Here is a 14,148-nt window from a genome sequence, read left to right as displayed (position 1 = left end):
GTCTTTACTGGATTAATCACAGCGGTTATCACAAATAGGTTTTCATGAGTTTATCGCGTATTACCATCAGTTCATTTCGTAACATTACCTCAGCATCATTGGAGCCTTGTAAGGGCTTAAATTTGATTTACGGTCAAAATGGCAGTGGCAAAACCAGTATTCTTGAAGCTATTTATTTTTTGGGTATGGGCCGCTCATTTCGTAGCCATTTATCGCAACGTGTTATCAACCATGAAGACGATAAACTCACCTTGTTTGCCCATTTAATAGACGCTGAACGAGACTGTAAAATAGGTTTACGTCGTTATCGAAGTGGTGAGACAGAAGTTAAAATTGATGGTGAAAAGGTTAAGCGTTTATCGACCTTAGCCGAAACCTTGCCTATTCAAGTCATCACCCCAGAAAGTTTTTCGTTATTGTTCGAGGGACCTAAAGCTCGACGTCAATTTATCGATTGGGGTGCATTTCATTCTGATCCGAATTTTTATCAAGCTTGGGTGAATACTCGAAAGGTATTAAAGCAGCGCAATCAATTACTTAGAAATCAATCTTCCTACAGCCAAATACAGTTTTGGGATAAGGAGTTGGTGCGGTATGCTGAACAGGTTACCGATATACGAAATCTATATGTAGACTCGTTAAATGAGCTACTAAAGGGTATAATCGGGGTGTTTTTACCTCATATTGATATTAAGGTTTCTTTTACCCGAGGATGGGACAGTAAAACGGATTTTGCCCAATTACTTGAAAACCAATACTCAAGAGATTTAGCCGCTGGTAATACGGGCAGCGGCCCCCACAAAGCGGACTTACGTTTGCGAGTGGGTAATTTACCAGCGCAGGATGCGTTGTCCCGTGGACAATTAAAATTATTAGTCTGTGCACTGCGTATTGCACAGGGAAAGTTGCTCAAACAACAACTAGATAAAAATAGTATTTATCTAGTCGACGATTTACCGTCGGAGTTGGATGCACAGCATAGGCAGCTATTGCTTCAGCAGTTAACCGAAACCGGTGCACAAATTTTTGTCACTGCGATCGATCCGCAAGCAATAGTCGATTCGTTATCTAGCCCTCCAAACAGGATGTTTCATGTGGAACAAGGGCGAGTAACGGTTATTGAATAACAACGAGAGATAAATATGTCAGAGAATAGTTACGATTCTTCGAGTATCAAGGTATTAAAAGGCCTTGATGCAGTCCGTAAGAGACCTGGTATGTACATTGGTGATACTGATGATGGCACAGGTCTTCATCACATGGTATTCGAAGTGGTTGATAACTCTATCGATGAAGCTTTAGCCGGCCATTGTAGCGATATCACCATTACCATTCATTCTGATGGTTCAGTCTCAGTAAAAGACGATGGTCGTGGTATTCCTGTGTCAATCCACGAGGAAGAGGGGATCTCTGCCGCTGAAGTTATTATGACCGTACTTCATGCTGGTGGTAAGTTTGATGATAACTCTTACAAAGTCTCTGGCGGTCTTCACGGCGTGGGTGTGTCGGTCGTTAACGCCTTATCAGAAAAACTACAGTTAACCATTCGTCGTGCAGGTAAAGTCTATGAGCAGTTTTATACTCATGGGGTACCAGATGCGCCGATCAAAGAAATCGGTGATGCAGTTAAAACCGGTACCGAACTTCGTTTTTGGCCAAGTAGTCAGACGTTTACCGACGTTGAATTCCATTTCGAAATTTTAGCCAAACGAGTGCGTGAACTGTCTTTCCTCAACTCTGGCGTGGGTATTCGTTTAGTTGACGAACGTGACAACAAAGATGAGTTCTTTAAGTATGAAGGTGGTATCAGTGCTTTCGTAGATTACTTAAACCGTAATAAAACGCCAATAAACAAAGATGTATTCCATTTTTCACAAGAGCGTGATGACGGTATTACTGTCGAAGTTGCCATGCAGTGGAATGATGGTTATCAAGAAAACATCTTCTGTTTTACCAACAATATTCCTCAGCGCGATGGTGGTACTCACTTAGTGGGTTTCCGTGGTGCATTAACACGTAACTTGAATAACTACATGGAACGTGAAGGTTTTAACAAAAAAGGTAAAACCAGTGCTACTGGTGATGATGCCCGTGAAGGCTTAACTGCGGTTATTTCTGTTAAAGTGCCAGATCCTAAGTTCAGTTCACAAACTAAAGACAAACTTGTATCAAGTGAAGTGAAAAGTGCAGTTGAACAAACCATGGGTGAGCAGTTAAACGATTACCTATTAGAAAATCCAGCAGATGCTAAATTAATTGTTGGCAAAATTGTAGATGCGGCTCGTGCACGTGAAGCGGCGCGTAAAGCGCGTGAAATGACTCGCCGTAAAGGTGCATTAGATTTAGGTGGCTTGCCAGGAAAACTGGCTGACTGCCAAGAGAAAGATCCTGGTCTTTCTGAAATCTATATCGTGGAAGGGGACTCTGCTGGCGGATCTGCCAAGCAGGGACGTAACCGTAAAAACCAAGCCATTCTACCGCTGAAAGGTAAAATCTTAAACGTAGAAAAAGCGCGTTTTGATAAGATGTTATCTTCACAAGAAGTCGCAACGCTTATTACTGCATTAGGTTGTGGTATCGGCCGTGACGAATATAATCCAGATAAAACGCGTTATCACAACATCATCATCATGACCGATGCTGACGTCGACGGCTCACATATTCGTACCTTGCTGTTGACCTTCTTCTTCCGTCAAATGCCTGAGTTAATCCAACGTGGCTATATTTACATTGCGCAACCACCACTGTTTAAAGTGAAAAAAGGTAAGCAAGAACAGTATTTGAAAGATGAGCCAGCATTAACGGAATACTTAACCACTCAAGCACTTGATGGCACTAATATTTACCCAAGCCAAGGTGCGTTGGGAATGTCTGGTGAGCCATTAGAGCGTTTAGTCGCCCAGTATCGTGAAGTTGAACGTATTATTAAGCGTCTAGAAAAGCGTTTCCCCGCAGTGTTACTTGACCGTATGTTGTATCACCCTGAAGTGACAGCAGATGTGTTGAGTGATGAAGCGAAGATGACGACTTGGTGTAATGCCTTTATCGCGGACTTAATTGATCGAGAAAGCAGCGGAATTATCTTTACCGTTAATGTGATGCTTGATCCTGAGCGTAAGGTTTATACCCCTAGCGTGACGATCCGTAAACACGGTATTGATACTAATTATTTATTTGGTTATGACTTCTTCACCTCAACCGATTACCAACGTATTGCTAAATTAGGTGCTGCGTTAGACGGTATGATTGAAGAAGGCGGCTATGTACAACGTGGCGAGCGTGTTAAGGAAGTTGAAAGCTTCTTAGAAGCGTTAGATTGGACTATCAGTGAAGCAAAACGCGGTCTGTATATCCAACGTTATAAAGGATTGGGTGAAATGAACCCTGAGCAATTGTGGGAAACTACAATGGATCCTGAATCACGTCGTATGTTACGTGTCACCATTGAAGATGCTGTTGCTGCCGATCAGCTATTTACCTGCTTAATGGGTGATCAAGTTGAGCCGCGTCGTGAGTTTATTGAAACTAATGCGCTCAATGTAGCTAACTTAGACGTATAAGCGCGTTTTAAAAAAAAAGGGTGCCTATAGGGCACCCTTTTTTGTATTTTTTACTATGGTTATATAGTATTTAATTCAACTTCTCATAAGGTTATTAATTGTGGTTACTGGTTTTTTTAAAAAATTATTCAATATTCGTGACCGTAATGAACAAGTTAAATTTACTGGCAAAACATCAGTTGAAAAACGCCAGCAGATCCAACAACAATCGACACCACCCGCTGTTGAAATTACACCTAAACTTGCAGCTGAGTCGCAGTTAGATTTGTCGGCATTGTTTTATAGTTTATTGTTTGCTAGCCAACAATCAACCACCACAGGTATTGCCAATAATCTTGAACGAAGCGTAATGCAAAAAATTGAGCAAGCACTTAGCTCACCAGAGTCTATTGCTGAAAATGTATTAAAACTCCCTAGTAAAATACTCGAACTTGATAAGAAGCTTGCTGATGACAGTATTGAAACCCAAGAACTAATACAGCTCATTGAGCAAGACCCTTTATTGTGTGTTGAAGTACTCAAACTATGCAATTCACCCGCATTTAAACGTGCAGATACGGATGTTAGTAGCATTCAACAAGCGTTAGTGCAGGTGGGGCGACAACAGTTAAGGCAGTTTATTACTACTTGCTTAGCCCGTGAATTAATTGATATCAAAGCTATTTATTTTCGACGCTTTGGTGCAGAAATTTGGCGCCATTCTATGCAAGTGGCTTTTTTAGCCAGCGAATTAGCTCGCTCTGAGCAAAGAGATCGTGCTTTTTTATTGGGCTTGTTACATGACGTGGGTAAAATTGCGATTTTTAAACTGCTGGTGGATGCTTTTTATCAAGCAGAGCCAGGAGAGCAGCCGAGTTCTTCGTTGTTTAAGCAAGTGATGACCACCAAGTCATTAACGCTGAGTGCGCTTTTAGCTCGTTACTGGCAATTACCAGAGCACTTTGAAGCATCATTAACTTTGTTAGCGAATAGCAATATTAAACCTGTGGATGAGATGGCATTACTCATTTGGAAAGCCAATATTATTAGTGAGTGTTCGATGTTGCAACAGGTTGATAAATTACCTCAAGCTGCATTGGCGCTGTTGTTGGCCCAAGTGGACTTGAGCGAAGAAGAGTTTATTGTACTACATCAAAAGCTGATGCAGTTTTAGATACACTTTAAAAGTAGTCTGTCTTTGGTGATCCGGTTGTAGATTGATTAAGATATGCTTTTTATCATTGTATTGCCCATAAAAAAGCGCCTTTCGGCGCTTTTTTTGTTAATGATAGTCGACTGACACTATTGTAGTAATGAAATATCCGCAACGTGTAAGAACTGCTCACGAAGATTAGTTAACAAAGCTAAACGGTTGTTTTTCAATGCTTCATCATCTGCCATTACCATCACATCTTCAAAGAACTGATCGACGCTCTCACGTAAGTCAGCTAATAAGGTTAATGCTTGTTGGTAATCACCTGTGGCAAACAAGGGCGCTAACTGCGGTTGCAGTTGTGCAAGTTTAGCCGCTAAGGTTTTTTCTGCTGTTTCGCTTAATAGTGCTTGGTTGATGGTTTCAGGCAGTTTACCTTCAACTTTAGCCAAGATATTAGAAACACGCTTATTGGCTGCAGCAAGCGCACTAGACGCTTCTAAACCACGGAAATGAGATACTGCATTAACGCGACTGTCAAAATCAGCTGGGCGAGTCGGACGACGAGCAAGCACGGCTAAAATAACATCAACTTGAATACCTTTATCTTGATACCAGGCTCGGAAACGTGCCAGTAGGAACTCTAGGACATCCTCACTGGTATTAGCATTGGTGACGTTTGCAGCATGCAATGTTTGTGCTTTAGCTATTAATTCTACTAAGTCCAAAGGTAGCTTGTGTTCAACAATAATTCGCAAAATACCGATAGCAGCTCGACGAAGTGCAAATGGATCTGCAGCGCCTTTTGGTGCTTGGCCAATACCAAAAATACCCACTAAAGTATCGAGTTTTTCAGCTAAAGCAACTGCGCAAGATACATTTGCTGTTGGTACTGTATCACCAGAGAACTTAGGCTTATATTGTTCTTCAAGTGCTAGCGCTACCGCTTCTGTTTCGCCGTCTAAGCGGGCGTAATGCATGCCCATAGTGCCTTGGGTGTCAGTAAACTCCATGACCATGTTGGTCATAAGGTCTGCTTTAGACAATAAGCCTGCACGGCTAGCATCTAGACTATTAGTATTGACGCCATTGTCGTTCATTTGTGTTGCAATAAAGCCTGCTAACGCTGAAATACGTTCAACGCGCGCTTTTAGTGTGCCCAGCTGCTTTTGGAATACAACCGTATCTAAACTGGCAATACGAGACTCAAGCGTGTGCTTTTTATCAGTGTTAAAGAAGAACTCTGCATCAGCCAGACGTGGACGAACGACTTTTTCGTTACCTGAAATAATCTGCTGTGGATCTTTTGATTCTATGTTGGTGACAAAGATAAAGTTAGGTAATAACTTGCCGCTGTTATCAAATACCGGGAAGTACTTTTGATCACCTTTCATGGTGTAAACTAAGGCTTCTGAAGGCACATTTAGAAACTTTTCTTCAAAGCTAGCAGTTAGCACTATTGGCCATTCAACCAATGAAGCGACTTCTTCTAGTAGGCCGTCTTGAATATCGGCAATACCACCTAATTTAGCTGCTGCAGCTTCAGCATCAACTTTGATTAGCGATTTACGTAATTCATAATCTGCTAGTACTTTACCTTGCTCTTTTAGCGCGGCTAAATAGTTGTCGGCATGATCTAACTCAAAGCTGGCTTTACCCATAAATCGGTGGCCACGAATAACGCGGTCAGATTTAATACCAAGTAATTCACCCGCAACTAACTCGTTGCCTAATAGCATGGTCACAGTGTGAACTGGGCGAATAAACTGAGTTTTGTTGTTTCCCCAACGCATTGGTTTAGGGATAGGTAATTTATCGAGTGCTCGTTGTGCCATGTCAGCAATTAAGCTTTTGGTTTCAACACCAACCACTTTAGCTTGGTGAACTAACCATTCACCTTTATCGGTTGTTAAACGCTCTGCTTGCTCAACCGTAATGCCATTACCACGGGCCCAGCCTTGTGCTGCTTTAGTTGGGTTACCGTCAGCATCAAATGCTGAGCTAACCGCAGGACCGCGTTTTTCAACGATTTTATCGGCTTGTGCTAAAGCTAATCCCAATACGTTAATGGCCAAGCGTCGTGGGGCTGCATACCAAACGGCAGAATCAAATGGCAGGTCTGCTTTGGTTAATTCATCGGTAAAGTTAGCTAAAAAAGATTCCGCTAATGTGCGTAGCGCCTTTGGCGGTAATTCTTCGGTGCCCACTTCAATGAGTAAGTTTTCAAAATTCATCTGTTACCTCTACTTACACAGTGGGAAGCCAAGCGCTTCACGTGCTTGATAATAAGATTCTGCAACACCTTTTGCCATCGTACGAACGCGAAGGATATAACGCTGACGTTCGGTGACAGAAATTGCATGGCGTGCATCAAGTAAATTGAAAGCGTGCGATGCTTTCATTACTTGCTCGTAAGCAGGTAGTGGTAATGGTTTTTCTAGTGATAATAAGTGCATGCACATCTTTTCACATTGATCGAACAGGGTGAACATAAAATCGACATCGGCGTGTTCGAAGTTATAAGTCGATTGCTCAACTTCGTTCTGGTGAAAAATATCACCATAGGTCACACGGCCCAACGGTCCGTCTGTCCACACCAGATCATATACACTATCAACTTCTTGAATGTACATTGCTAGACGTTCTAGACCGTAAGTAATTTCGCCGGTAACAGGACTACATTCAATACCGCCAACTTGTTGGAAGTAAGTAAACTGTGTCACTTCCATACCATTGAGCCAAACTTCCCAGCCTAAGCCCCATGCGCCCAATGTTGGTGATTCCCAATTGTCTTCGACAAAGCGAATATCATGTATTTGAGTATCGATGCCTAGAGCTTCAAGTGAGCCTAAATAAAGCTCTTGAATATTATCTGGCGATGGCTTGAGGACCACTTGAAATTGGTAGTAATGCTGTAAGCGGTTAGGGTTTTCACCATAACGTCCATCAGTAGGACGGCGAGACGGTTGCACGTATGCACTGCTCATTGGCTCAGGGCCTAATGAACGTAAGAACGTCTGCGGGTGGAAAGTACCAGCGCCAACTTCCATATCTAGAGGTTGAACAATTGCGCAACCTTGCTGCGCCCAATATTCCTGAAGGGTTAGGATGAACCCCTGAAATGTCTTTACGTCATGTTTCGTCGTCATGTCTACTACTGTCAGGCTATTAATAGAAAATGTTGATGATTATACCTTGTAGAGCAAGGTAGATGTAGGTTATTTTTTAACGTACTACTGAAAACGTTAATGGAACCGTACCATGCAAGTTAACCGATGTGGCTGGGTAAGTGAAGACCCTTTATATCAGCATTATCATGATACTGTTTGGGGACGACCTGAATTTGATCCTAAACAGCTTTTTGCTAAGTTATGTCTTGACGGCCAACAAGCTGGATTGTCTTGGATTACCATTCTAAAAAAGCAACAAAATTACGAATTACTGTTTGCTAATTTTGAGCCGAGTATTATTGCACAGTACGATCAAATTAAAGTGGCAGAGTTAATGCTCGAACCGGGTATTGTGCGCAATCGTCTTAAAATAAACTCGATCATCAGAAATGCTAAAGCTTATTTAGCATTTGTAGAGCAGGGTGATGATTTCTCTAAGTTTTTATGGGGTTTTGTTGGTGGTAAACCTAAAGAAAATAACTTCAGTTCATTAAGCCAGGTTCCTGTACAAACACCAGAATCTGAAGCTATGTCTAAGGCGTTAAAAAAGCTTGGTTTTAACTTTGTTGGTCCGACAATTTGTTATGCATTTATGCAAGCCGTGGGCATGGTGAATGATCACACCACAGATTGTCATTGTTATGGTCAGTATTGATTTTATTAAAAGTATAAAAAAAGGTGTTCCACGTGGAACACCTTTTTTATTGGCTTAACTTAATCGTTAGATTTTTTCAAAGAAAAACGGCTTACGTTTATGTTTATCACCATTTAGTTGATTCATGGTTTCTGAATTAAATAGCTTACCATTAACCATAGTGTAAGTGACTTTATCAGTCGTTCTTATATCGGCTAATGGATCGCCATCAATCACAATTAAGTCAGCCAATTTACCCACTTTGATAGAACCCAGTTGATGGTCCATACCAAAGGTTGTCGCCGGATTAATTGTCGCGGTTTTTAATACTTCCATATTACTCATGCCGCCTTGAGCAAACATCCACATTTCCCAATGTGCTGCTAATCCTTCTCGTTGACCATGAGCACCAATATTAGGTTTAACGCCGATGTTGTTTAACTCATTGGCTACGCGGGCAACATTAAAGTGGTTGTAATGTTCGTCCGGTGCTGTGGTTCTTCGCATTGATCGGGCATCAAGTATATCGTGCGGCACATACATACTTAGGCGAGGGTGAGCCCAAACGTCGGTTTTATCATACCAGTAATGCTCACCAGAAATACCACCATATGCAACCACTAGCGTCGGAGTATAGTGAACTTCTGTTTGGCTCCAGAATTGCTTAATATCATTGTAAATTGATGCTGCTGGCAATGAATGTTCTACCGTCGTGTGACCATCGGCTATCATGGATAAATTGTGCTGCAGTAAACTGCCACCTTCAGGCACTACCATCATTTCGAGCTCTCGCGCAGCAGCAATAATTTGTTGGCGTTGATCACGACGTGGTTGGTTGTAACTCTTAACGCTAAATGCACCGACTTTTTTAAGACGCTCTAAGTGGAACTTTGCATCATCAAGTGAATCAACATGCGAAGTGTAACCAGGTAAGTTTGCTCCGTATAAAATCGTCCCCGTAGAGAAAATACGCGGTCCAACAATTTTGCCTGTTTTTTGTTGTTCTGAAGCGGCAAATATTTCTGTTGTGTCATTTGATGGGTCGTGAATAGCTGTTACCCCAAGTGACAGACCTGAATATAAGGCCCAGTTTTGTTGTGGAATAATCTCATCATCTGCTTGGCCACCATGAGCGTGAGCATCAAACAGGCCGGGCATGATGGTTTTGCCGCTAATATCGATAATTTGGGCATTTTTAGGAATGACTGTATTAGCATCACCAACACTAACAATTTTATTGTCTTTAACGATAACGACACCATTATCAATAACTTGGTCATTTTCCATCGTAATCACTTTGCCGCCGGTAAATACCACTGTTCCACGTGGAACATCAGCTTTATCTTTAAAACCAATTGCAGTGATTTTAGGATCGACCTTGGTTTCCGCTTTTGTATATTGAGTGTCTACATCGGCTTGATATAAATCTGGGCCCAATGTCCAATACAGTTGGTTGTTCTTACCGTTCCAGCTAATGCTTTCACCTGCACGGGCGCTTAGTTGAGTAATGGGTAAGTTGGTTGCTTTAGGCCCAATCGCAATGGTTTCACCGTGTTTAGCAAAGGGAGTGACATACACTCTAAAGCGTTCAGCAAAAGCTAAGTGCTCACCGTTGGGTGATAAACGAAACTCGGTAGCATGGTCGCTGGTGTAATGGGTACGTTTTTCAAAACCGTTCATGCCGATAGAGGCAAACTCTGGGGTTTCCCCTGAATCCATAAAGTAAACACGGTCTGAGTCAGCTCCGAATTGTGGTTGATGGCCACTGGCTGTTAGTTTGGTACTTTGCTTTCCTTTGATATCGACTTTATATAAACCGGGTTCTTGTGACCAAGTTCGTGGTGTCATGTAGCCACCGCGCGCTTTTCGATAAACAATATATTCGCCATTAGGTGAAAAGGTTGGTTCGACATATTTGCCAGGCTCGTTGGTCAACACCTTGGCTTTACCACCTCTGGCGCTAACAACACTGACGGTGCCTTGCTGTTGATCATTCCAAGTGGTGAATACTATGTCTTTACCGTCACGTGACCACTGTGGGAATAGCTCATTGATGTCATCATCTAAACGGGTTAATCGTTTATGTTTACCGTCTTTAATATCACGAATCCAAATTTTACCTAAGGCTTCAAATACTACTTTTTCGCCATCTGGTGACACTTGTGCCATACGCAGCATTTTTACATCAAATTCATCTTTATCTAAGTTTTGAGTAAAGCGGACTGATGGCTGGATATCTCTTTGAGTGTTAACACTGAATGGAATGTCTGTTACTTGTTTACTGTCGACATCAAGTTTATTGATTTTACCTTTAGCCCAAAATACGATGTGCTTATTGTCTTTGGTCCACGACATTGTTGGGTACACACCATGAATAGCCCATGTTTCCTGCATATCACGATCAAGTTTGTCATACAGCTTGGTTTCTTCACCAGAGGTTAAATCGAGAGAATAGAGCGTTGACTGGAATCCATCACGTTTGATGTAAGCAAGGGTTTTGCCGTCAGGGCTTGGTGTTGGTCTAATCGCACCGCCAGTACCTTCAATCAATACTTCAATATCGCCTGTTTGTGTGTCGTAACGTTTGATCTTATAAATGCCTTTTACCGAGTCTTTAGAATAGTGAAAGGTTTTACCTGGGGTCGCATCTTGGCTGAAGTAAATATAACGGCCATCAGGTGAATAGGCGGGTTCGCCTAAATCTTTTTGCTCGTTAGGACGCTCAGTTAGTTTTACCCCTTCGCCACCAGCAACGTGAAACATCCACACTTCACCGGCTCCTAAACTGCGAGTGCCAGTGAAGTGTTTTCTGGCTACTAAATACTGTGAGTCAGGACTCCAGGCTGGGCTGTTGAGTAAACGAAAGGTTTCAGTCGTTATTGCATGTGGATTAGTGCCATCGGCATTCATTATCCAAATATTATCGCCACCATCTTCATCAGAGGTGAAAGCTATATACTTACCGTCTGGGCTATATACTGGCTGCATTTGCCAAGCGATACCTTGTGCCAGTGGTTTTGCTTCACCTCCAGCTATCGGTATTTGGTAAATATCACCTAATAGATCAAATACAATGTGTTCACCATCAGGTGATACATTGATGTTCATCCATGTCCCTTCAGTAACATTAATATCAATTTTACTCAATGGCGCATTTTCAGGAGCATTTACGTGCCATTTTACTTTGTCATCTTCGGCATAGGCAAAGCTAGAAATACCTAGAGTAAGTGCCATAGCGGTGTAAATAGGGGTGAGTTTTTGAGTCAACATAGAGTAGATTATCCGTTGTCGTTTTTATTTTCAGTGGATTTAATCAAGCTTAATACTCGTCTAGGTCATCTCATTTAGCATGATTAGATGACCTGAAGAGTACTTGGCTTTACTGCGTTTGTCGGTTTGAATGGTTCCTTTATCGCATAAATTACCGATAAGGGGTATAACAAATCTGTATCAATTAATGACAGACGATAACACGCATGTTTGTTATCGATTAACAAACAATGAGTGCTATAGCGTTAGATTTTAATATGAAAGGCTTAAATGAAAATGATTTATCGATTTTGCTAATCGATATTTACAGAGTCATCGGCTTGTATTAAGCCAGCTTGGATCACGCGGCAGGTGACTCCGCCACGCCATTCAGGTGTTAATGCTTGTTCAAGCCCTGAGTGAGCTTGTTGCATTTTTTTACATGGATCGGTTTCGCCAGTGATTTGTAGTTTTAGTTCAGTACCAATTGAGATCGTTTTACCTACATCCGCAGGGCTAAATTCATAGCCGCTGATCAATAAGTTAGCTCGACGAGTTAACCAATCTAAATCTACATTAATTTGCAGGCAGGCTTTTTGCCATTGCTGTTTTGACATCACTGTCACCTGGCGTTTACCTGGTCGGCCAAAAACGTCATTCTCGACACCGCGCTCTAAAGTCACATTGGCACAGAAAGCGGGTTTCATCACGCCGCGTTTTGCTGTTTTGTATGCGATTGCTTCCAATGTGATTGTCATTTTTAAAGTCCTTTTTTGAGTAAATAGTGATATGGCGTTTTACTGGTATCGCTAGCAATTAAGGTGTGATCCATAAATTCACAAAAGCTGGGTATGTCTCGTGTAGTGGCAGGATCATCCGCTATAACAAGTAATGTTTCACCGTCAGCCATTTTACGTACTGTTTTACGGATCATCATCACTGGCTCTGGACAGCGAAGACCAAGAGCGTCGAGCTGGTGTTGCGCCTGGGTATAAATATCGTTCATTGAGTGCTATCTATTTTACTTATCTAATTATCGCTAATGTTACTCTTGTCATTTATGCTTGCCAAGTTTGCTATTAATTTATGTTGTTTTATCTTTTTTTATTTTTCATAAAACATGTTTCACGTGGAACATTAGCCAAAGCATAAAAATTTAAAAATAAAAAAACGAGCCAATTTGGCTCGTTTTCATTGCAGCTGATCATTCATCAGCTAGAGATTTTAAACCTTATACGCGTTCGAATACGGTTGCGATACCTTGACCTAAACCGATACACATAGTGGCAAGACCAAGCGTTGCATCTTTTTCTTCCATTAAGTTAATTAGAGTCGTTGATATACGAGCACCTGAACAACCTAGTGGATGACCTAATGCAATTGCGCCACCGTTAAGGTTAATCTTTTCATCGACAACATCTTGTAAGCCAAGATCTTTAACACAAGGTAATGACTGTGCCGCAAACGCTTCGTTTAATTCAATAAGATCTAAATCGGCAACAGATAAGCCAGCGCGAGCTAATGCTTTTTTGGTTGCTGGTACAGGACCATAACCCATGATAGCAGCATCACAACCCGCAACGGCCATTGAGCGAATACGCGCGCGAATGGTTAAGCCTAATGCACGAGCTTTAGATTCTTCCATCACTAACATCGCCGAAGCACCGTCTGACAATGCAGAAGATGTACCCGCAGTTACGGTACCGTTTACCGGGTCAAATGCTGGACGTAAACCCGCAAGTGACTCAAGTGTTGTTTCAGGACGGATTACTTCGTCTGTCATTACTTTGATCAGTGCGCCGTTTACGTCGTGGCCTTCAATGCCCCAAATCTCTTTGGCAAAACGACCTTCAATGGTGGCAGCATGAGCGCGTTGATGAGAACGTACTGCAAACGCATCTTGTTGTTCACGAGTAATGCCATGCATTTTACCTAACATTTCGGCGGTTAAGCCCATCATGCCAGATGCTTTAGCTACGCGGTTTGCAAGACCTGGGTGAAAATCAACCCCGTGGTTCATTGGTACGTGACCCATGTGTTCAACACCACCAATAATAAAGGTGTCGCCTTGACCTGTCATGATGGCACGAGCCGCTTGATGAAGAGCATCCATTGATGAACCACATAAACGGTTTACGGTAACGGCACCCGCTGTTTTAGGGATACCAGCCAATAATGATGCGTTACGAGCAATGTTGAAACCTTGCTCTAGTGTTTGCTGCACACAACCCCAAATAACATCTTCAATGTCGTTAGGGTCTAGTTGCGGGTTACGCACTAATAATGCTTTCATTAATTCTGCAGAAAGAGTCTCTGCACGTACATTTCTAAATACCCCAGCCTTTGAACGGCCCATCGGGGTACGAATGCAGTCTACGATAACAGCTTGTTTCATGATTTAAT

General features: G+C 42.1%; 10 protein-coding genes. 4 read left to right on the top strand and 6 right to left on the bottom strand.

The annotated features are described in order from the left end of the window. Positions 1-44: 44 nt before the first annotated feature. The 3 genes from recF to H5123_RS17795 all read left to right on the top strand — a co-directional run bounded on the left by recF (position 45) and on the right by H5123_RS17795 (position 4,713). Positions 45-1,127, top strand: coding sequence for a DNA replication/repair protein RecF (gene recF / locus H5123_RS17805; RefSeq protein ID WP_124016569.1), 1,083 nt, complete (start codon positions 45-47; stop codon positions 1,125-1,127). A gap of 15 nt (positions 1,128-1,142) precedes the next feature. Further along, a complete protein-coding gene (gene gyrB / locus H5123_RS17800; protein ID WP_124016568.1) occupies positions 1,143-3,560 on the top strand; it encodes a DNA topoisomerase (ATP-hydrolyzing) subunit B in 2,418 nt (805 codons plus the stop codon). Positions 3,561-3,660: 100 nt separating this feature from the next. After that, entirely contained in the window at positions 3,661-4,713 is a 1,053-nt protein-coding gene (locus tag H5123_RS17795; RefSeq protein WP_182698825.1) for an HDOD domain-containing protein, read from the top strand. A 128-nt stretch (positions 4,714-4,841) separates the two neighbouring features. Here the strand turns inward: H5123_RS17795 and glyS are convergent, their stop codons facing one another. Together glyS and glyQ are read right to left on the bottom strand one after the other, a co-directional pair. Beyond that, positions 4,842-6,926 carry a glycine--tRNA ligase subunit beta gene (glyS, locus tag H5123_RS17790; RefSeq protein WP_182698824.1) on the bottom strand — a complete coding sequence of 695 codons (2,085 nt, stop codon included), beginning with the start codon at positions 6,924-6,926 and terminating at the stop codon, positions 4,842-4,844. A 9-nt stretch (positions 6,927-6,935) separates the two neighbouring features. Continuing rightward, the gene (gene glyQ, locus H5123_RS17785) at positions 6,936-7,841 is read right to left on the bottom strand and encodes a glycine--tRNA ligase subunit alpha (protein ID WP_124016565.1); all 906 of its coding nucleotides are present in this window, start codon (positions 7,839-7,841) and stop codon (positions 6,936-6,938) included. A 112-nt stretch (positions 7,842-7,953) separates the two neighbouring features. On the opposite strand from glyQ, the gene H5123_RS17780 reads away from it, so the two are divergent. Next, the gene (locus H5123_RS17780; RefSeq protein WP_124016564.1) at positions 7,954-8,517 is read left to right on the top strand and encodes a DNA-3-methyladenine glycosylase I; all 564 of its coding nucleotides are present in this window, start codon (positions 7,954-7,956) and stop codon (positions 8,515-8,517) included. Between the two features lie 66 nt (positions 8,518-8,583). Here the strand turns inward: H5123_RS17780 and H5123_RS17775 are convergent, their stop codons facing one another. From H5123_RS17775 to fadA, 4 genes are all read right to left on the bottom strand, one after another. After that, a complete protein-coding gene (locus H5123_RS17775; protein ID WP_124016563.1) occupies positions 8,584-11,766 on the bottom strand; it encodes an amidohydrolase family protein in 3,183 nt (1,060 codons plus the stop codon). A 293-nt stretch (positions 11,767-12,059) separates the two neighbouring features. Further along, positions 12,060-12,503 carry an MOSC domain-containing protein gene (locus tag H5123_RS17770; protein ID WP_124016562.1) on the bottom strand — a complete coding sequence of 148 codons (444 nt, stop codon included), beginning with the start codon at positions 12,501-12,503 and terminating at the stop codon, positions 12,060-12,062. 2 nt (positions 12,504-12,505) lie between these two features. After that, positions 12,506-12,751, bottom strand: a complete 246-nt coding sequence (gene tusA, locus H5123_RS17765; protein WP_124016561.1) for a sulfurtransferase TusA — start codon at positions 12,749-12,751, stop codon at positions 12,506-12,508. Positions 12,752-12,976: 225 nt separating this feature from the next. After that, positions 12,977-14,140 (bottom strand): acetyl-CoA C-acyltransferase FadA, encoded by a 1,164-nt coding sequence (gene fadA / locus H5123_RS17760; protein WP_124016560.1) that lies wholly within the window; start codon positions 14,138-14,140, stop codon positions 12,977-12,979. Positions 14,141-14,148: the final 8 nt, after the last annotated feature.

This window comes from Shewanella sp. SR43-4 (assembly GCF_014163845.1).
Taxonomy (GTDB): domain Bacteria; phylum Pseudomonadota; class Gammaproteobacteria; order Enterobacterales; family Shewanellaceae; genus Shewanella; species Shewanella vesiculosa.
This window is presented reverse-complemented; position numbering and strand designations above follow the sequence as displayed.